Genomic DNA, 20,897 nt, shown 5'->3' with positions numbered 1-20,897 from the left:
ATACAGCTTTCATGGCGCAACTGTCAGCGTTTCGTGAACTCTGAGCGAAAACCTCGCAACTTATGAGGCGCAGAACTCACAGTTCGCGGCCCGCCTCGTTCTGGACCGACGGAGCGGGGGAGCGAAGCGGAGGAGCGGAGGAGGGAAGAACGAGGTAACAGGGCCGCGAACCCGCCCGGAGCGAAGCGGAGGGCAATCGAACACAGCCCACGCGCGTCCTGCGGCAGTGCCGGTAGTCTGGGCGACCGTGACCGTCGCATCCCCCTTCGATCTGATCGTTGTCGGCTCCGGCTTCTTCGGGCTGACTATCGCGGAACGCACCGCCAACCTGCTCGGCAAGCGAGTCCTGGTGGTGGAACGCCGCTATCACCTGGGCGGTAACGCCTACTCGGAGGCGGACCCCGAAACCGGCATCGAGATTCACAAGTACGGTGCCCACCTCTTCCACACCTCCAACAAGCGAGTGTGGGACTACGTGAACCAGTTCACCGAGTTCACGAACTACCAGCACCGCGTCTTCGGCCTGCACAAGGGCCAGGCCTACCCGCTGCCCATGGGGCTGGGCATGATTTCCCAGTTCTTCGGCCGCTACTACACCCCGGACGAGGCGCGTGCGCTGATCGCCGAGCAGTCGGCCGAGGTCGCCAGCGACGATGTGACCAATCTCGAGGAGAAGGGCATCTCGCTGATCGGCCGCCCGCTCTACGAGGCGTTCATCCGCGACTACACGGCCAAGCAGTGGCAGACCGACCCCAAGGAACTGCCGGCGAACATCATCACCCGGCTGCCGGTCCGCTACACCTTCGACAGCCGCTACTTCAACGACACCTACGAGGGTCTGCCCAAGGACGGCTACACCGCGTGGCTGACCAAGATGGCCGAGAACCCGAACATCGAGGTCCGCCTGGACACCGACTGGTTCGACGTGCGCGACGAGGTTCGTGCCCAGAGCCCGGACGCCCCGGTCGTCTACACCGGCCCGCTGGACCACTACTTCGACTACAGCGAGGGCGAACTCGGCTGGCGCACCATCGATTTCGAGACCGAGGTGCTGGAAACCGGTGACTTCCAGGGCATCCCGGTAATGAACTACAACGATGCGGACGTCCCCTTCACCCGCATCATCGAGCCGCGCCACTTCCACCCCGAGCGCGACAACTACCCGGCCGACAAGACGGTCATCATGCGCGAGTTCTCGCGCTTCGCCCAGACCGGCGACGAACCGTACTACCCCATCAACACCCCCGAAGACCGCGCCAAGGTGCTCGCCTACCGCGAGCGCGCCAAGGCCGAAACCGCTTCGGCCAAGGTGCTGTTCGGTGGCCGCCTGGGCACCTACCAGTACCTGGACATGCACATGGCCATCGGCGCCGCGCTCAGCATGTTCGACAACGTGCTGCGCCCGCACCTGGAGTCCGGTGCGCCGCTGGTGGATGAGGCCTGATGACTGCCCAACTCACGCGGGAAGACATGAGCATCGAGACTCGCGCCGTATCCCTGCTCCAGCGCATCATCCTGCCCCGGCCGGGTGAGCCGCTCGACGTCCGCAAGCTGTACCTCGAGGAATCCGAGACCAATTCCCGTCGCGCGCACGCGATCACGCGCACCGCGCTGGCCATCGGCGCGGAGTCGGAGGTCTCGTTCTGCACCTACTTCAACGCGGTCCCGGCCAGCTACTGGCGGCGCTGGAGCGTGCTGAAGTCGGTGGTGCTGCGGCTGGAACTGTCCGGCCACGGCCGCGTCGACGTCTACCGCTCCAAGGCCGACGGCTCCCGAATCCACGTGCAGGGCAACGAGTTCAGCACCCCGGGTGAGGGTGCGGCCGCCGCCGACTTCGTCGAGTTCGAGGTGGATCTGGGCCCGTTCGAGGACGGCGGCTGGATCTGGTTCGACATCACCACCGACAGCCACGTCGAAATGCGCAGCGGCGGTTGGTACGCGCCGATCGAGGCGCCCGGTGAGGGCAGCATCGCCGTCGGCATGCCGACCTTCAACCGCCCTACCGACGCGGTCAAGACGCTGACGGCCCTCGGCTCCGATCCACTGGTGCTGGAGAAGATCGAGGCCGTCATCATCCCCGACCAGGGCACCCGTAAGGTGATCGACGAGCCCGGCTTCGCCGAGGCCGCGGCCCGCCTCGGCGGTCGGCTGGCCATCCACGACCAGCCCAACCTCGGCGGCTCCGGCGGCTACAGCCGGGTCATGTACGAGGCGCTGAAGACCACCACCGCCGAGTACATCGTCTACATGGACGACGACATCGAGATCGAGCCGGACTGCATCCTGCGCGCGCTGGCCTTCTCGCGTTTCGCCAAGTCGCCCATCCTGACCGGCGGCCAGATGCTCAACCTGCAGGAGCGCTCGCACCTGCACACCATGGGTGAGATCGTGGACCGCTCCATCTTCATGTGGACCGCGCCCGCGACCGTTGAATACGACCACGACTTCGCCAAGAACCCGCTGCGTGACCGCGACAACTCCAAGCTGCTGCACCGGCGCATCGACGTCGACTTCAACGGCTGGTGGACCTGCGTCATCCCGCGCCGGGTGGCCGAGGAGATCGGGCAGCCGCTGCCGCTGTTCCTCAAGTGGGACGACGTCGAATACGGTTTGCGCGCAAGGGAACACGGCTACCCGACGGTCACCCTGCCGGGTGCGGCGGTGTGGCACATGGCCTGGTCCGACAAGGACGACGCCATCGACTGGCAGGCCTACTTCCACCTGCGCAACCGCCTGGTGGTGGCTTCGCTGCACCTGCCCAACGACGGCCGTCCGATGGTGGTCAACACCGTCAAGGCCACGCTGAAACACCTGCTGTGCCTGGAGTATTCGACGGTCGCCATCCAGAACGAGGCGATCCGCGACTACCTGGCGGGCCCGGACAAGCTCTTCGAGCTGCTGCCGACCGCGCTCGGCAAGGTGCACGCCATGCGCAAGGAGTACCCGGACGCCGTCGTGGTGCCGTCCTCCACCGAACTGCCCCTGGCCTCGCGGGCCGAGGTCGGCGCGGTCGGCGAACCGGGCAACCCGCTCGCCAAGGTGGTGCGACTGGGCAAGGGCGTGCTGCACAACTTCCGCAAGGCCAACCCGGCCCACCACGACACCCCGCAGCTGAACGTGCCGACGCTGGACGCGCGCTGGTTCCTGCTCTCACAGGTGGACGGCGTCACCGTCACCACCGCCGACGGCCGCGGCGTCGTCTACCGTAAGCGGGATCCGCGCAAGGCCAAGGAGCTGTTCACCGAAGCCATGCGCCTGCGCAAGGAGCTGGCCGAACGCTTCCCGGAGGTGCGCGAGCAGTATCGTCGCGCGCACGCGCAGCTCACCAGCAAGGCCGCGTGGGAGAACGTCTTCGGCATCGACGCCGCTCCCGACGCCACCCAGACGAGGAGTGACACCGAATGACGGCTGCACAGCCAGCTTCCGGCGTGGACCGCGGACTGCACGTGGTCCCGGACGCGGCGGCGACTCCGGCCGCCGCCCCGCCCGAGGTGAAGATTCTGAACCTGGTGCAGGGCACCATCGGCCAGAACCCGGCGGTCGTGAAGGCCGCCCGCGGTATGTCCCACTTCGGTGAGCACTCGCTGGGCTGGATCGGCATCGCCGCGGTCGGCGCGCTGGTCGACAAGCCGCGCCGCCGCCAGTGGGCGGGCGTCGCGGTCGGCGCGTTCGGCGCGCACGCCGCCTCGGTCGTCATCAAGCGCGTGGTCCGGCGCCCCCGCCCGAACCACCCGTCCGTGCAGGTCAACGTGTCGACGCCGTCGAAGCTCAGCTTCCCGTCCTCGCACGCGACCTCGACCACGGCGGCGGCTGTGTTGCTCGGCCGGTTGACCGGGCTACCCTTGCCTGCGGTGCTCGTCCCGCCGATGCTGCTCTCGCGGGTGGTCCTCGGTGTGCATTACCCCTCCGACGTGCTCGCGGGTTCCGCACTGGGCGCAGCATCCGCCGCCGTCGTGCTCGCCGCCGAAAAGAGACTCGCGAAGTGACCGCCCAGGAAGAAGCCATCGTTGACATGAGCGAAGAGCCGACCAGCACCGACCTAGCAGAGGCGGTCGTCAAGGGACCGCCGAAGACGTTGGGCGGCGGCTTGATCAAGGCCATGCGTCCGCGCCAGTGGATCAAGAACGTGCTGGTGCTGGCCGCGCCGCTGGCCGCGGGCAAGACCGCCGCGGGCGATCTGGTGATCAGCGATGTGACGGTGCTCGGGCACGTGGCCCTCGCGTTCGTCGTGTTCTGTATGGCAGCGTCGGGCATCTACCTGGTCAACGACGCGCTCGACGTGGAGGCCGACCGGGCACACCCGACCAAGCGTTTCCGGCCCATCGCGGCCGGCGTGGTGCCGGTGAACCTGGCCTACGCGCTGTCGGCGGTGCTGCTGATCGGCTCGATCCTGCTGTCGTTCGCCGCGAATTGGCATCTGGCCGTGGTGATGGCGGTGTACATCGCCATTCAGCTGGCGTACTGCTTCGGCCTCAAGCACCAGGCGGTGCTGGACATCTGCATCGTGTCGTCGGGCTTCCTGCTGCGCGCGGTCGCCGGCGGCGTCTCCTCGGATATCCGTCTGTCCCAGTGGTTCCTGCTGATCATGGCGTTCGGCTCGCTGTTCATGGCGGCCGGAAAGCGCTACGCAGAACTGAAGTACGCGCTCGACACGGGCGCCAAGATCCGCAAGTCGCTGGAGTACTACACGCCGACCTACCTGCGTTTCGTCTGGACCCTGTCGGCCACCGCGGTCGTCGTGTTCTACGGTCTGTGGGCGTTCGAGCAGGATCGCGCCAAGGACACCATCTGGTTCGCCATTTCCATGATTCCGTTCGTCATCGCCATCATGCGTTACGCGGTGGATGTCGACGGTGGCGAAGCGGGTGAGCCGGAAGAGATCGCCCTGGGGGACCGTGTCCTCCAGTTCCTCGCAGTCGCCTTGATCGGAGCCCTGGGTGTCGCTGTCTATCTCACCTGACGTGGTAGAGGGAGAAGAGCGAGAGACGGGCGCACCGACGGCACAATTGCCGGTCGGTCGCGCCCGTCGGCGTGCGGATGACTCCGCGCGCGGTGCCTCGCGACTATCCCGAGCCACGTTCATCGGTGGGATCGCACTGACCGCGACATTGTTCGCGGCCGGTGCGTGGCAGCGGCGCTGGATCGCCGACGACGGCCTGATCGTTCTCCGCACGGTGCGAAACCTGCTGGCGGGCAACGGTCCGGTCTTCAATGTCGACGAACGCGTCGAGGCCAATACCAGTACGGCCTGGACCTACATCGTCTACTTCTTCAGCTGGCTCACCGAGATCCGGCTGGAATACGTGGTGCTCGGCATCGCGCTCACCCTGTCGGTGCTGGCCATCGTGGTCGCGATGCTCGGCACCGCCCGGCTGTGGGGCGGAACGGGTTCCGCGTTGCTGCTGCCGGCGGGCGTGCTGGTCTACATCGCCCTGCCCCCGGCCCGCGACTACGCCACCTCCGGACTCGAGTCCTGCCTGGTCATCTTCTGGCTGGCGGTGCTCTGGTGGGGGATGGTGCGCTGGAGCCAGGCCGAGCGGGTGCGCCCCGCGGGCTTCCTCGCGCTGGTCTTCTGCGCCGGCCTGGCGCCGCTGATCCGGCCGGAGATGACGCTGGTCGGCGCGCTCGCGCTGCTCATGCTGTTCTGCGCGCCGACGCCCGCGACCCGATTGCGGGCGTGGCAGTTCCGGGCGCTGATCGTGGTGGTCGCGGGACTGCTGCCGATCGCGTACCAGATCTGGCGGATGGGCTACTACGGTCTGCCCTACCCGAATACCGCGGTGGCCAAGGACGCCGGTGGCGCCAAGTGGAACCAGGGCCTGACCTATCTGTGGGATCTGGTCGGGCCGTATTGGCTGTGGCTGCCGCTGCTGATCCTGCTGGTGGCCGGTGTGGTGCTGGCGCGCCAGCACCGGTCCGAGCCGGCCGGCGGCTCGCACTCGAACGCGAGCGAAACCCGGAAACCCGGATGGCGCGGGCGAATTGACAGTTTCAGCCATCGGCTGCGTACCCCCGCCGCGGTTGTCGCCCTCATGCTGGGCAGCGGTTTCGTGCTGACCGTCTACGAGATTCGCGTCGGCGGCGACTTCATGCACGGCCGCATGCTGCTGCCGCAGGTGTTCTGCCTGATCCTGCCGGTGGCGGTGCTGCCGGTCCGGCTGCCGCGCAAGCTCGCAGCGGGCGCGGCCGGAACGCGCCGGATGGAGTTGGCTTCGGTGGTCGTGCTGGCCGCCTTCGCCGGCGTCGCGGGCTGGGCGGTCTTCGCGGCCGACACCACCGCGATCACCACCGGCACCAAGATTCGCGCCAACGGCATCGTCGACGAGCGCATCTACTACGTGCTCAATACCGGTCACGATCACCCGATCCGCGCCGAGGACTACCTGGACTACCCGCGCATCCGGGCCATGGTCCGCGACATCTCGAACTCGCCGGACGGCGCGTTGCTGTTGAGCTCGCCCTCGTTCACGAACTGGTATCTGGTGCCCGCGCCGGTGCCCGAGGGCAATGGCGAACACGTCGTGTTCTTCCTGAATCTCGGCATGACCAGCATGAACGTCCCGCTGGACGTGCGGGTCATCGATCAGATGGGCCTGGCCTATCCGCTTGCCTCGCATACCGATCGGCTGACCGACGGCCGCATCGGACACGACAAGAACCTCTACTCCGACTGGGTGGTCGTGGACACCGGCATGGTGGACAAGCACCCGTGGATGCCGTCGTTCCTGGACGAGAAGTGGACCACGCAGGCGCGAACGGCGCTGTCCTGCCCGGAGACCGAGGCGATGCTGGCCTCGGTGCGCGGCCCGCTGACCTTCGACCGCTGGCGGCACAACGTCATGCAGTCGCTCGATTTCGCGAAGTATCGGATCGACCGGGTGCCGAAGTACGAGATCCAGCGCTGCGGATTGGTCGACCCGACCCAGCAGCCGAAGTAATCGGACAGCCACAAAAGCCCCGTATCCGGATCGGATACGGGGCTTTTTGCGCTGTACGCCAATCAATTTGGGCGTTTTGTCACGAACAGGGGTAAAAGTTTGAAATTCTGTCTCGATTAGGTAACGCCTGGCAGGTGGTTCCGCGATACGCTACTCGACAGGCCGCTGCGGGTGATCTTCCTATGTGTCACAGCGGATGTCATGAGTTATGGAAGGCCGGAACATCACAATGCCTAGCGCTGCCACTGCGGGTTGGATACGAGGAGCTCGGCCGAGGCCGCGGGCGTGGTTGACGAGGGCGACATTCGGCCTGGCAATGGCGGTCCTGCTGCCGTTCGGGGTGTCGGTGGCGGGCTCCGGTGGCGCCGCCCAGGCGGCGCTGAATCCGGCCGGTTTCGACTTCTACGTGGATTCCGCGATGGGCCCGATCAAGTCGCGCGTCTTCCGTGCGGCCGACGGCAACACGAACCGTGTGGTCTACCTGCTCGACGGTATGCGCGCCCGCGAGGACCTCAACGGCTGGGAGATCGAGACCAACGTCGCCCAGGCGCTGATGGACGCCAATATCAATGTCGTGATGCCGGTCGGCGGCGCGTCCAGCTTCTACGCCGACTGGAACCAGCCCAGCACCTTCCTCGGCATGAAGGCCGGCACCGCGCCGGGTGACGTGACCGGTTCCGGTGCCACCCAGGCGTTCTCGGGTGGTCCGGGCAAGTCCTACACCTACAAGTGGGAAACCTTCATCACCACCGACCTGCGCAACGCGCTGCGCGATCGCCTGAACTTCAACCCGAACCGCAACGGCGTCATCGGCGTCTCCATGAGCGGCAGCGCCGCGCTCATGCTGGCCGCTTTCCACCCGGACCAGTTCAGCTACGCCAGTTCGAATTCGGGTGTGCCCGATATGAGCACGCCCGGAATGAAGCCCGCGATCCGCGCCGCCATGCTGGAATGCGGCGGCTACAACGTGGACGCGATGGCCTCGACCGAAGCCAAATGGCAGCACCTCGACCCGCACGTCTTCGCAACGCGCTTGAAGGCCAACAACACCCGGTTGTGGATCTCGGCGGCCAGCGCCATTCCCGGCGGCGGTGACATCGCCGCGGTCGCGACCGAGGAGGGCATGGGCATCGAGGCGGTGGCGCTGGCGAGCACCCGGATGTTCCAGGCCCGCGCGGCGGTGCTCGGCATCGGAAACGCCGTCTTCGATTTCGCGCCGATCGGTATTCACAATTGGCACACCTGGGAGCCGGAACTCATGAAGCAGTTGCCTGATCTCTCGTCGCATATCGGCTGACATGCCGGACTTTGTCTCGAGTCCTGTATCAATGCGCAGTTCAGGGCACGTTTCCGGAAAATAGTGGCGCCCGTCACTTCTGTCACGAACCGATAACGAACCGTTAGCTAATGCACGATAGGCTCCCCGAGACCTTCCGCCGGGCGATGACGGACCGGCGGGTTGCACGGAATGAACAGGACACGAAAGGCCGGACAAGTACATGCGAGGCGAGTGGGTTAGACGTCCGGGATCGGGCGGCGGATGGTTGAAGAGATCGGCACTCGGGCTCGCCGCGGCCCTCATGGTTCCCCTGGGCGCCTCGGTGGCCGGGGTCAGCGGTGTCGCGCACGCGGCCTTCAACCCCGACGGGTTCGACTTCTGGGTCGACTCGGCCAGCATGGGGCCGGTCAAGACCCGCGTCTTCCGCGCGGCTGACGGCAACACCTCGCGCGTCGTCTACGCCCTGGACGGCATGCGCGCCACCCAGATTCTCAACGGCTGGGAGAACGACACCGAGGTCGTCCGCGCGCTGACCGCCGCGAACATCAACGTCGTGATGCCGGTCGGCGGCGAGTCCAGCTTCTACGCCGACTGGGCCGAGCCCAGCTCCATCCTCGGCATCGGCGGCGGCAGCAGCGGCTCGGCCGGCGGTTCCTCGTCGGGTTCCGCCTCCGGCTCGGCCTCGGGTTCGGGCGCCTTCGGCCTGTTCGCCGGCGGCCCGGGCAAGAGCTACCGCTACACCTGGGAAACCTTCATCACCCAGGACCTGCGCAACGCGCTGCGCGACCGGCTGGGCTTCAACCCCAACCGCAACGGCGTGTTCGGCCTGTCCATGGGTGGTTCGGGCGCGCTGACCCTGGCCGCCTACCACCCGGACCAGTTCAGCTACGCCGGTTCGTTCTCCGGCTACCTGAACGTGTCCGCGCCGGGCATGCGTGAGGCCATCCGCGTCGCCATGATCGACGCCGGCGGCTACAACGTGGACTCGATGGCCCCGCCGTGGGGTCAGCAGTGGCTGCGCATGGACCCGTTCGTGTTCGCGCCGCGCCTGATCGCCAACAACACCCGCCTGTGGATCTCCGCCGCCAGCGCCATCCCGGCCGCCGGCGACGTCTCCGGCGTCATGTCGGTGATCCAGGGCATGCCGCTGGAGGCGCTCGCGCTGGCCAACACCCGGGCCTTCCAGGTGCGCATGTCGACCCTGGGCGCGCAGAACGTCACCTACGACTTCCCCGGCACCGGTGTGCACAACTGGCGTAACTGGGAGGCCGAGGTCTACCGCATGATCCCGGATCTCTCCCACAACATCGGCTGACGGCCGCAGCGCGTCGCAGCGCTGAAAATGAACGCGACATGTCCCCCGGGCGAAGGTCAAGATCTGGACTCGCCCGGGGGACACTTGCGTTGACACGCCCGACACGCCGAAGCGGACGTCCGATACTTGTGCGGTTCCGAAGAGAAGATCGTTCTGCTGGATCGTCTGTGCTCCGATGAGAGGCTGGGTCGATGCGGGTGCGTGGCTTCAAACGAACTGTGCTGGGGATCGCGACGGCGATGCTGCTGCCACTAGGCGCGGGAGCGGTGGTCGCTCCGCCCGTATCAGCCGGGTTCAATCCCTCCGGATTCGACTTGTGGGTCGATTCACCGGAAATGGGGCCGATCAAGTCGCGTATCTTCCCAGCGGCCGACGGCAACACGAACCGCGTCGTCTACGTTCTCGACGGTGAGCGCGCTCGAGGGGATCTGAACGGCTGGGAAATCAACACCAATGTCGCCGAGGTCCTGCAGAGCTGGAACATCAATGTTGTGATGCCGGTCGGCGGCCAGTCCAGCTTCTACGCGGACTGGGATTCGCCGAGTTCATTCTTCGGCGTCCGGCCCGGCACCGGCTCCTCCGCGGCGAATTCCGGATCCGGCGTCACCGAGTCGCTCGGCGGCGGTGAGGGCAAGAGCTACCGGTACACCTGGGAATCCCTGCTCACCAATCAGCTGCGCTGGGCATTGCGGGATCGGCTGGGCTTCAATCCGAATCGCAATGGCGTGTTCGGATTGTCGATGGGCGGCAGTGCCGCGCTCACCCTGGCGGCCTACCATCCCGACCAATTCAGCTTCGCCGGTTCGTTCTCCGGCTACCTGAACATTTCCGCGCCGGGTATGCGCGAGGGCATTCGCGCGGCCATGATGGACGCCGGCGGCTACAACGTGGACTGCATGGCGCCGCCGTGGGGCCCGCAGTGGCTGCGTATGGACCCGTTCGTCTTCGCGCCCACCCTGATCGCCAACAACACCCGGGTCTGGGTTGCGGCCGGCAGCGGTGCGCCGATGCAGCAGGACCTCAATATCCCGCTCGGCGCGGCCGCCGACCGCATCATCCGCGGTACGCCGCTGGAGGCGCTGGCGCTGGCCAATACCCGCGCATTCCAGGTCCGCATGATGTCGCTCGGCGCGGGCAATGTGGTCTACGACTTCCCGCCGGCCGGTCTGCACGCCTGGACCAACTGGCAGGACAACGCGTACCGGATGATCCCGGATCTCTCCGCGAATATCGGCTGACCACCCGAAAGCCGCACTACCGCACCACGGTTCGTTCCGAGCTCGAACCGGATGTTCGATCAGCGACATGAGACCTCGTCTCATGTCGCTGATTTGTTTCTACGGACCGCCGGGTACGGAGACATTGCCGGCCACCGCGATTCGGCGCTGCCCGCGCCCGGCTGAACAGTCGTAATAGGAATGCCGAATAGATGGCGAGTGACACAAGTCACTGGTCCTGAATCGATGTTTGCGCATAGGCGAAATGCGAGTTCGTGTACGCGTCAGTTGCAGTTCGCGCCAGTAGCGCGACACACGCATGCGACATGTTTCTCATTGTGCTGAAAGATCATTCGGTCCTGTTGCCGAGAGTGGGCTCCGTGACATATTGTCCAGCGGAACCAATCTGATGAGGTTGTCGGGGATCTCGCTGTCCGGTGATGTTGCGGCCGTACTCGGCTGCGCTCATGGGGCGGGTTGGCCGTCAGCAGCGAAGTAGCCGGAGTAATAGAAAGCAGGATTCATGAGGTTCGGCAGGAGTGGGGGGAGTACTGCGGCGCGACCGACACGCGGTGCGGGTACATGGATGAGGCGGACGCTGGTCGCATCGGTCGCCGCTCTCGCACTGCCCGTCGTGGTGGGCGGCGCGCAAGCGCAGGCCCTGCCCGCCCACGGCATCACCCACCGCATGAACCCGGGTGCCACCGAGGACCTGATGGTCCCGTCGAGCATGGGCCCGATCAAGGTCCAGGTCCAGTGGGCCCGCAACGGCGGCAACGGCGCGCTCTACATGCTCGACGGCATGGCCGCGCGCGACGACCGCAATGCGTGGAGCTTCGAGACCAATGCCATGCAGCAGTTCGCGAACGACGACATCACCCTGGTCATGCCGGTCGGCGGACAGTCGAGCTTCTACACCGACTGGCTCGCGCCCAGTAACACCAACGGTCAGAAGTTCACCTACAAGTGGGAGACCTTCCTGACCAAGGAGCTGCCGGCCTTCCTCGAGGGCTACGGCGTCTCCCGCACCAACAACGCGGTGGTCGGTCTGTCGATGAGTGGTGGCGCCGCGCTCGCGCTGGCCGCTTTCCACCGTGACCAGTTCAAGTACGCCGGCTCGTACTCCGGCGCCCTGAACGTCTCCGCCCCCGGTATGCGTGAGGCCCTCCGTGTGGCCGTATTGCGCTGGGGCGCTTACAACATCGACTCGATGGCGCCGCCGTGGAGCCCGCAGTGGCTGCGCATGGACCCGTTCGTGTTCGCCCCGCAGCTGCGTGGCCTGCCGATGCACATCTCGGCCGGTGGCGCGCTGCCCGGTGAGTTCGACCGGCCGAGCAATGTCGGCGCGGTCTTCGACACCGGCGTCGGCATGGGCATCGAGGCGGTCTGCCTGGTGAACACCCGCTCGTTCCAGGCTCGCCTGGCGCAGCTGGGTATTCAGGCGGAGTGGGACTTCCCGGCCACCGGTACCCACTCGTGGAAGTACTGGGAAGCCGAGCTGTGGAAGTCGCGCATCGGCATCCTGTCGGCGCTGCACGCCATCTGATACAGCGATAGCCCGAATGCCGGTCACCCCTCGGGGTGACCGGCATTCGTGTTTCTCGGGGCCGTCCGTGTTGTCAAGGGGCACAGTGCAATACGCGCGCGCCCTGTAGGAAGGGGCCGCAAAAGCTAATGTGGCACAGGTGGTATCGCGGCGACGGCTCTCAGGCCGGATCAGGGGGACGGTCGCCATCCTGGCGGCCGTCGCGATAGTTCTCACCAGCGGTTCGTCGGGCGCGGAACCGCCGCCGGCGGCGGCAGCGACGGTTCGTCAGGTGGCGTGGCTGAGCGCGAGACGCGTTGCGCTGTCGGTGGATTCGCCATCCATGGGAGCGCAGGTCCAGGTGCAGCTGCTGCTGCCGCGCGACTGGGACAGCCGGCCCGCGGCGAAGTTCCCGCTGCTGCTTCTGCTGGACGGCACGCGGGCCACCGATCAGGAGAGCGGCTGGACCAAAAACGCTGGGGCGGAAGCATTTTACGCCGACAAGAACGTGGTGGTGGCGCTGCCGGTGGGCGGCGTCGCGAGCTACTACACCGACTGGAAACAACCTGCGGGCGGAAAGATCAGTCGGTGGGAAACGTTCCTCACCAAGGAATTACCGCCGCTGCTGCAACACGACTGGCGCACCACCGACGCCCGCGGCGTCGCCGGATTGTCGATGGGCGGCGCCGCCGCCATGATGCTGGCCGCCCGCACCAAGGGCTTCGCCCGCTACGCGGCCTCGTTCTCCGGACTGCTCGCGACCACCACTCTCGGTATGCCGCAAGCGATTCAGCTCGCCATGCGACAGGCGGGCGAGGACGACACCGATCACATGTGGGGCCCGCCCGGCGACGCGGAGTGGTCCGCCCACGACCCGTACGAGTTGGCGGAACGGCTCAAGGGCATCAGCCTCTACATTTCCAGCGGCAGTGGTTTCGGCGGCGCCCGGGACGCGTCGTCTTCGATCCCCGGAGTAAGTACCGACTGGTCGGGTGCGGCGCTGGAGATCCTGGCGCGCTTCTCATCCCAGCAATTCGCGACCAAATTGAACAAGCTCAGCATTCCGGCCTCGGTGAACTACCGGCCGGCCGGCACGCATTCCTGGCCGTACTGGGATTTCGAGATGCGTCAGTCCTGGCCGCAAGCCGCGGCGGCGCTCGGAGTGGAGCCGTGATCGGAGTCGCCCGGCGGTAGCGGTAGAGTGCACCGTTGTTCGTGACTCCCGTCACAATCGGTGTGCTTCCCCCTGCGGTTCAGGAGATCGATCTCTATGGCAGTACAGGGCGCTTCGTCATGCCCGCGACACGGTTCGGTTCCGATCACCAAGCGCGCTCGCGCCAAACGGTTCTGGCGGCGCACCCTCGTGGTGGCCGCCGCCGTGCTGGCCCTCCCGGCACTGGCCGGACCCGCGCTCGCCATGCCCACGCACCCGTTGCACCGCACCCCCGAGGGCGGCTTCGAGGAGCTGATGGTGCCGTCGAGCATGGGGCCGATCAAGGTGCAGGTGCAGTGGGCCAGGCACGGCGGCAACGCCGCGCTGTATCTGCTCGACGGCCTGCGCGCCCGAAACGACTTCAACGCCTGGACCTTCGAGACCAATGCCCTGCGGCAGTTCGCCGAGGACAACGTCACCCTGGTGATGCCGGTCGGCGGCCAGTCCAGCTTCTACACCGACTGGAGCGCGCCCTCCAGCACCAACGGACAGAAGTCCACCTACAAGTGGGAGACCTTTCTGACCGAGGAGCTGCCCGCGTTCCTCGAGGGCTACGGCGTCTCCCGCACCAACAACGCGGTGGCCGGACTGTCCATGGGCGGCTCGGCCGCGCTGGCGCTGGCCGCCTATCACCGCGACCAGTTCAAGCACGCCTCGTCGTTCTCCGGGTATCTGAACATCTCGGCGCCCGGCATGCGTGAGGCCATTCGGGTCGCGATGCTCGACGCGGGCCGGTTCAACGTGGATTCGATGGCCTTGCCGTGGAGTCCGCAGTGGCTGCGCATGGACCCGTTCGTGTTCGCCCCGCAGCTGCGGAACCTGCCCATGTACATCTCGGCGTCGTGGGGCGTGCTCGGTTCGCACGATCACCCGGACGGCGCGACCGGAATGTTCAATACCGTCAATGCTGTTGCGCTGGAGGCCTTGTCGATGATGAACACCATGTCGTTCATCGGCCGGATGGATCAGCTGGGCATCGACGCGCACTACAGCCTGCCGGTCGAGGGCACCCATTCGTGGGGTTACTGGCAGGACCAGCTGGCCGATGCCCGGCCCGACATTTTGGCGGCGCTGGGCGCGAATTAGCGGGGTGTCGCAACGCGACACGCCGCAAAACGGGCTAAAACTGGTCGTTTGCTGTGGATTGGCCGGTTTCCGTGTGTCCTACCGGGACTCGCCCGGTTCCGGAGGTACAACACTAGTGTGGCTGGAGTTGTCCGTGGGATCAGACGAGGGCGCGTGCGCCGGATGGCATGCGCCCTGGCGGCGGTTTTCCCGCTGGTCGTAGGCATCTCAGCGATGCCCGGACCGGCGACCGCCGCGCCCGAGGGGCCGGTCGCACCTGCGGCGACCGTCCAGAAGCTGACCTGGCTCAACGACCGCCGGGTGTCGATGTGGGTGAACTCCCCGGCCAGCGGCGCACCGGTCGAGATCCAGTTGCTGCTGCCCCGCGACTGGAACACCAAGCCGGACGCCAAGTTCCCGGTGGTCTACATGCTCGACGGCCTGCGCGCCACCGACGACGAGAACGGCTGGACCAAGGACGCGGGCGCGGCCGGCTTCTACGCCGACAAGAACACCCTGGTGGTGCTGCCCGTCGGCGGCCAGTCCAGCTTCTACGCCGACTGGCTGGCCCCCGACAACGGGCGCAACTACCAGTGGGAGACCTTCCTGGTGAAGGAACTCCCGCCGCTGCTGGAAAGCCAGTTCCGGGCCACCGATGTGCGTGCGGTCGAAGGACTCTCGATGGGCGGCACCGCGGCCATGATGCTGGCCGGCCGCAACCCCGGCTGGGTCCGCTCGGCCTCTTCCTACTCCGGCTTCCTCACCCTGACCTCGCTGGGCATGCCGCAGGCGGTCAACTTCGCCATGCACGACGCGGGCGGATACGACTCCAGCAAGATGTTCGGGCCGCCGTCGAGTCCGGCCTGGAAGGAACACGACCCGTACGAGCTGGCCGACAAGCTCAAAGGTCTGGCGCTGTACGTCTCCAGCGGCAACGGCGTCGCCGGCGCCACCGACCCGCTGTCCGACGTTCCCGGAATCAGCACCAACTACGCCGGACTCGGCCTCGAGGTGCTGTCCCGGTTGAGCACCCAGAACTTCGTGGCCAAGCTCAACAAGCTGAACATCCCGGTCTCGGTGAACTACCGCGCGTCGGGCACCCACACCTGGCCGTACTGGGACTTCGAGATGCGGCAGGCCTGGGCGCAGACGGCCGCCGCGCTGGGCGTGGACCAGACCCCCGTCGACTGCAAGACCGGCGGCGCGATCGCACCGGTCGTGGCGGGCAACAACTGGCTCGGTGATTGCCTCACCGCCGAATACCAGGTCCCCGGCGGTGTCAGCCAGGACTTCCGCGGCGGCAAGGTGATGTTCTCCCAGGGCACGGGCGCGCAGCCGGTGGCGGGCGCGATCGGCGGCAGCTACGCCGGATCGGGCGGCGCGGCAGGCGCTCTCGGCTTCCCGACCGGCGGCGAGGGCGGACTGCCCGACGGCCGCGGCCGGCTGCAGCACTTCCAGAACGGATCGGTCTACTGGACCCCGCAGACCGGGGCGCAGGCGGTGCGCGGCGCCATCTTCGACGAATGGGCCAGGGCGGGCTTCGAACGCGGCCCCGCCGGATACCCCAACGGCCAGGAGGCCCGCACGCCCCAGAAGGACGGCGTGGTCCAGGGTTTCGAGAACGGGCCGATGTACTTCAGCGCCAAGACCGGCGCGCACCTGGTGCAGGGTCTGATCCTGGGCAAGTACAGCCAGCTCGGATTCGAGAACAGCCCTTGGGGGTTCCCGACCTCCGATGAGCAGGGGCTGCGCGACTTCGGCCGCTACTCCGCGTTCGAGGGCGGCAACATCTATTGGAGCCCGCTCTCCGGAGCCTGGGGCGTGCGGGCCGGACAGATCATGGACGCCTGGGGCGCAACCGGATTCGAGAACGGTCCGCTCGGCTACCCGATCTCGGACGAGGGTCAGAGCCCGGGCGGCCTCCAGCAGACCTTCCAGGGCGGCACCATCACCATCCACGACGGCCGTGCCATCGCCGCCACCCACGACGGGCGGCCCATCGCCATCCCCGGCAGCGAGCAGCCCAAGCCCGAGCCGGCCCAGCCGCAACCCCAGCCCGCCGCGCAGCCGCAGCCCGCGGCCCCGCTGCCGGGCGCGCCCGCCGCGTCCCCCGCGCCCGCCCCGGCTCCCGCGGCCCCCGCCGCGGTGGTTCCCGGGGCTCCGGCCCCTGCGGCAGCCGCTCCGGCTTCGGCGTCCCCGGGCCCCGTGGCCCCGGCTCCCGCGGCTCCGGCTCCGGCCGTGGTTCCCGCCACCGCCCCGGCTCCGGCCGCGGTGCCCGCCCCGGCTCCAGAGCCCACGCCCGCCGAACCGCCGCCGCCCGCGCCGATCCCTGCGCTGGGCCCCGAGGTCCGTCCCAACTGAGACTTTTCCGGCAAACAGACCCTAATCGGCCCTAAGAAGTGCATGTGGGTCCGTTGTGGTCCGGGCTCTCCGACCGGGTTGCGGCTAGCCTGGGGGCGACCTTTGCCCTTGGACAGAATCAGGAAGCGAATAGATGCACGGAACCCGTGGAAAGGTATTCGGCGTGGTGGCCGCCCTCGCAGCCGTCGGCCTGCTCGCCGCATGCGGTAGCAACGACTCGACCGCCAAGAGCACGCCCACGCTGACCACCACCAAGACCACGGCCGCCGCCTCCGGTGCCGCCACGCCGTCTTCCGATCAGCAGGCCCCGCAGGCCGCGCCCGACGGGAGCACCTCGACCGAGCGGCCGGCGCCGATCCCGAGCCAGTTCCTCACCACGCCGCCCGGTTCCCCCGCGCTGACGGACAAGGAGAAGGGCTTCCTCGAGGAACTGAAGAAGGCCGGCATCACCCCGGGCTCCACGGACATCGCCATCACCGCGGCGAATCTGGTCTGCCAGGGCAAGGCCGAGAACGCCCCGCAGGATCAGATCATCACCTACGTGACCGCCATCGCCGGCTCCGATCCGGCCTTCGATCCGGCCAAGATGTCGGTCGAGCAGGCGGGTAAGACCTACTTCGACGTCGCCTCGAAGAGCTACTGCAACAAGTGACGACACGACGCCGAAACGGACGACGCCGGAACCGGCCCGCCGGGTGCCTGCTGCTCGCCATCGCCGCGATCGTGATCGTGGTCGTGGTGGCGCTGCTGCTGTGGTACCTGCTGGCCGGCCGGCTGCGGCTGCCTGGTCCCAAGCCGCCGGGTCCCCCTCGTCCGAGTTCGCAGCCGGCCACCTGCCCGGACGTGCTCATGCTGTCCGTGCCGGGCACCTGGGAGTCGAATGCCACCGACGACCCCTACAACCCGGCCGCGAACCCGGCGTCGCTGATGTTGAACGTCTCCAACCCGATCCGGGCCAAGTTCCCCAACGAACGGCTCGAGGTCTACACCGTCCCGTACGTCGCGCAGTTCTCCAATCCGGTCGCCATTCCGCCGGACGGGCAGTCCTCGTACAACAACAGCCGCTCCGAGGGCGCCAAGCGGGCCTCGGACAAGCTGGCCAAGACGCACGCGGACTGCCCGCTCACCACCTTCGTGCTGGCCGGCTTCTCCCAGGGCGCGGTGATCGCCGGCGACATCGCCGCGCAGATCGGCGCGGGCAAGGGCCCGGTGCCCGAGGACCTGATGCTGGGCGTGACCACCATCGCCGACGGCCGCCGCGATGTCGGCGATCCGGGCGAGGCCACCGCGGTCGGCCCGTCCCCGGCGGGCGTCGGCGCGGAAGTGGCGTTGCGGGGCCTGAATGTTCCGGGCATCACCATGACCGGACCGCGCGGCGGCTTCGGCGCGCTCTCCAACCGGGCCTTCACCATCTGCGCCGCAGGCGATTTGATCTGTGACTCGCCCCGCCAGGCGCTGAACCCCGGCAATATCCTGGGCAGCGTGAACATCCTGGTCAGGGCCGCCGGCAACCCGGTGCACAGCCTCTACAACGGCTATCAGGTGGACGACAACGGGACCACCGCCACCCAGTGGACCGTGAACTGGGCCTCGGGCTTGATCGAAAACGCCCCGCACCCAGCACATTCGTGAGTGAATGGGGACCCCCACCGACCAACCCCCCAGTTTGGGGGTCACCCGGTAAAGTGCTCCGGGTTGCGACACTGCCGAGACCCGGTGGGTGCGGCAACTCACATCCCTGTCCTTGTTGTGTCCTATCCGGGGCGCTCCCCACCCATTTGGAGGCATTCGCGCCGGTGAAGCGATAGTCCAGTGGTGTGAGCTGGGAGATGTTCGGCCGCTCCGAAGCATGGCCGGATCGCTCCTCTGTAACATGTCCCTGGCTCGAGAACATCTAGCCAATAGACGGTCACCGCGCAGACCGCAACGAAATTCTGCAGGTTGGCTCTCCCATGGAGCTCCCGCGGGCGAACACAGTCGGGGCCTCACAGGTAACAGCGGCAAAGCAGCCGTTCCATGCCGCGTGTGCCTCGGAGGAGAAGAAGGAATGGACGAGACTTTCGACGATTACCTCGACGAAACGGGGAACATCACGATTCCCGAGGGACGTACCCTCGTCGACTACGTCGAGATGCACACTGCGGGCAATGACGCGAACGACCTTGCCTACCGCTACATCGACTACTCACGCGAGCGCGACGGTGAGTACCAGGATCTCACTTGGAGCCAGTTCGGCACCCGGCTGCGCGCGGTGGCCGCCCGACTGCAGCAGGTGACCAAGCGGGGCGACCGGGTCGCCATCCTGGCCCCGCAGGGCCTGGATTACGTCATCTCCTTCTTCGCGGCGATCTACGCGGGCACCATCTCGGTGCCGCTGTTCGATCCGGACGAGCCGGGCCACACCGACCGGCTGCACGCCGTGCTCGGCGACTGCACGCCCGCCGCGATCCTGACCGCGAGCTCCTCCGCCGCCGGCGTGCGGCAGTTCTTCCGCGCGCTGCCCGCGGCCCAGCGCCCGCGCATCATCGCGGTCGATGCCATCCCGGATAGTGTCGGTGAGTCCTGGATCCGCCCCGACATCCGCGTCGACGACATCGCTTACCTGCAGTACACCTCCGGCTCCACGCGCGTGCCGGCCGGTGTCGAGATCACCCACCGCGGTGTCGGCACCAATGTGCTGCAGATGGTGAACGCGCTCGATCTGAACGAGAACTCGCGCGGTGTGACCTGGCTGCCGCTCTACCACGACATGGGTCTGCTGACGGTGATCCTGCCCGCCGTGGGCGGCAAGTACATCACCATCATGTCCCCGGCCTCCTTCGTGCGCCGCCCCTCGCGGTGGATCAACGAGCTGGCCGCGGTGTCCGACGGCGCCGGAACCTTCGCCGCCGCACCGAACTTCGCGTTCGAGCACGCGGCCGTGCGCGGCCTGCCCAAGGCGGGCGAGTCGCTGGACCTGTCCAACGTGCTCGGCCTGATCAACGGCTCCGAGCCGGTGACCACCACCTCGATGAAGAAGTTCAACGAGGCGTTCGCGCCGTACGGCCTGCCCAAGACCGCCATCAAGCCGTGCTACGGCATGGCCGAGGCCACCCTGTTCGTGTCGGCCACCCGGCACGAGGACGAGGCCAAGGTCATCTATGTGGACCGCACCGAGCTCAACGCCGGTCGCGTGGTGAAGGTCGAGCAGGGCACCGAGAACGCCATCGCGCAGGTCTCCTGCGGTTACGTGGCGCTGTCGCAGTGGGGCGCCATCGTGGACCCGGAGACCGTCGACAATCCCGAGGGCGCGCGTGAGCTCCCCGAGGGCGAGGTCGGCGAGATCTGGTTGCACGGCAACAACATCGGCATCGGCTACTGGGGCCGGGCCGAGGAGACCCAGAAGACCTTCCGGAACCGCCTGACCAACCGCCTGCCCGAGGGCAGCAAGGCGGGCGACGTTCCGCTGGACGGCAACTGGCTGCGCACCGGTGACTACGGCGTCTACGTGGACGGCGAGCTGTACATCACCGGCCGGGTCAAGGACCTGGTCATCGTGGACGGCCGCAACCACTACCCGCAGGATCTCGAGTACTCCGCGGAGGAGTCCTCGACCATGCTGCGCGCCGGTTTCATCGCCGCTTTCGCGGTGCCGGCCAACCAGCTGCCCGCCGAGGTCTTCGCGCAGGACAGCCACTCCGGTCTGAGCTACGACGCCGACGACGCCAGCGAACAGCTGGTGATCGTGGCCGAGCGCGGCCCGGGTGCGGGCAAGGCCGATCCGGGCCCGATCGCGGACGCGGTCCGCGCGGCCATCTCCTCCCGGCACGGTGTCACCGCACGTGACATCCTCCTCGTGCCCGCCGGGTCGATTCCGCGCACCTCCAGCGGCAAGATCGCGCGTCGCGCCTGCAAGGCGGAGTACATCGGCGGGACCCTGCGGGGTGGTTACAAGCAGCAGGCTTTCCCCGATGCACCAGACGAGGAGTGAGACGACAGTCTCAT

Annotated in this window: 14 protein-coding genes and 1 pseudogene; all 15 read left to right on the top strand. The window is 67.3% G+C overall.

What is annotated here, in order from left to right; all coding sequences use genetic code 11:
• The first annotated feature begins 247 nt into the window (after positions 1–247).
• The 15 genes and pseudogenes from glf (at position 248) to fadD32 (ending at position 20,883) form a co-directional block, all read left to right on the top strand.
• Complete coding sequence (gene glf / locus ACYVKL_RS20365; RefSeq protein WP_246598262.1) at positions 248–1,444, top strand: UDP-galactopyranose mutase; 1,197 nt, start codon at positions 248–250, stop codon at positions 1,442–1,444.
• Positions 1,444–3,405: a glycosyltransferase gene (locus ACYVKL_RS20360; RefSeq protein ID WP_379165324.1), complete on the top strand. Its 1,962-nt coding sequence runs from the start codon at positions 1,444–1,446 to the stop codon at positions 3,403–3,405. The genes glf and ACYVKL_RS20360 overlap by 1 nt, the downstream gene beginning before the upstream one ends.
• The gene (locus tag ACYVKL_RS20355; RefSeq protein WP_357189768.1) at positions 3,402–3,986 is read left to right on the top strand and encodes a phosphatase PAP2 family protein; all 585 of its coding nucleotides are present in this window, start codon (positions 3,402–3,404) and stop codon (positions 3,984–3,986) included. Before ACYVKL_RS20360 ends, ACYVKL_RS20355 begins: the two co-directional genes overlap by 4 nt.
• A gap of 26 nt (positions 3,987–4,012) precedes the next feature.
• Positions 4,013–4,960: a decaprenyl-phosphate phosphoribosyltransferase gene (locus ACYVKL_RS20350; protein ID WP_379165323.1), complete on the top strand. Its 948-nt coding sequence runs from the start codon at positions 4,013–4,015 to the stop codon at positions 4,958–4,960.
• A 46-nt stretch (positions 4,961–5,006) separates the two neighbouring features.
• Positions 5,007–6,938, top strand: coding sequence for an arabinofuranosyltransferase AftB family protein (gene zomB / locus ACYVKL_RS20345; RefSeq protein ID WP_379165798.1), 1,932 nt, complete (start codon positions 5,007–5,009; stop codon positions 6,936–6,938).
• Between the two features lie 316 nt (positions 6,939–7,254).
• A complete protein-coding gene (locus ACYVKL_RS20340) occupies positions 7,255–8,235 on the top strand; it encodes an alpha/beta hydrolase (RefSeq protein WP_379165322.1) in 981 nt (326 codons plus the stop codon).
• A gap of 202 nt (positions 8,236–8,437) precedes the next feature.
• The gene (locus tag ACYVKL_RS20335; protein WP_379165321.1) at positions 8,438–9,532 is read left to right on the top strand and encodes an alpha/beta hydrolase; all 1,095 of its coding nucleotides are present in this window, start codon (positions 8,438–8,440) and stop codon (positions 9,530–9,532) included.
• A 191-nt stretch (positions 9,533–9,723) separates the two neighbouring features.
• On the top strand, positions 9,724–10,770 hold the full coding sequence (locus ACYVKL_RS20330; protein WP_379165320.1) for an alpha/beta hydrolase: 1,047 nt from the start codon (positions 9,724–9,726) through the stop codon (positions 10,768–10,770).
• Between the two features lie 565 nt (positions 10,771–11,335).
• A complete protein-coding gene (locus ACYVKL_RS20325; RefSeq protein ID WP_357189773.1) occupies positions 11,336–12,295 on the top strand; it encodes an alpha/beta hydrolase in 960 nt (319 codons plus the stop codon).
• 322 nt (positions 12,296–12,617) lie between these two features.
• The gene (locus ACYVKL_RS20320) at positions 12,618–13,448 is read left to right on the top strand and encodes an alpha/beta hydrolase (protein ID WP_379165319.1); all 831 of its coding nucleotides are present in this window, start codon (positions 12,618–12,620) and stop codon (positions 13,446–13,448) included.
• A gap of 96 nt (positions 13,449–13,544) precedes the next feature.
• Positions 13,545–14,573 (top strand): alpha/beta hydrolase, encoded by a 1,029-nt coding sequence (locus ACYVKL_RS20315; protein ID WP_357189775.1) that lies wholly within the window; start codon positions 13,545–13,547, stop codon positions 14,571–14,573.
• Between the two features lie 162 nt (positions 14,574–14,735).
• Positions 14,736–16,523, top strand: a pseudogene (locus tag ACYVKL_RS20310) (alpha/beta hydrolase-fold protein); the annotation flags it as partial.
• 523 nt (positions 16,524–17,046) lie between these two features.
• Entirely contained in the window at positions 17,047–17,565 is a 519-nt protein-coding gene (locus ACYVKL_RS20305; RefSeq protein ID WP_213558784.1) for a DUF732 domain-containing protein, read from the top strand.
• Positions 17,562–18,545, top strand: coding sequence for a cutinase family protein (locus tag ACYVKL_RS20300; protein ID WP_379165318.1), 984 nt, complete (start codon positions 17,562–17,564; stop codon positions 18,543–18,545). The genes ACYVKL_RS20305 and ACYVKL_RS20300 overlap by 4 nt, the downstream gene beginning before the upstream one ends.
• Positions 18,546–18,960: 415 nt before the next feature.
• The gene (gene fadD32 / locus ACYVKL_RS20295) at positions 18,961–20,883 is read left to right on the top strand and encodes a long-chain-fatty-acid--AMP ligase FadD32 (protein WP_379165317.1); all 1,923 of its coding nucleotides are present in this window, start codon (positions 18,961–18,963) and stop codon (positions 20,881–20,883) included.
• The last annotated feature ends 14 nt before the right edge of the window (positions 20,884–20,897 follow it).

Source organism: Nocardia tengchongensis (assembly GCF_054781395.1).
Note: the sequence above shows the minus strand (reverse complement) of the source record. Positions and strands in the feature narration are given on the sequence as shown.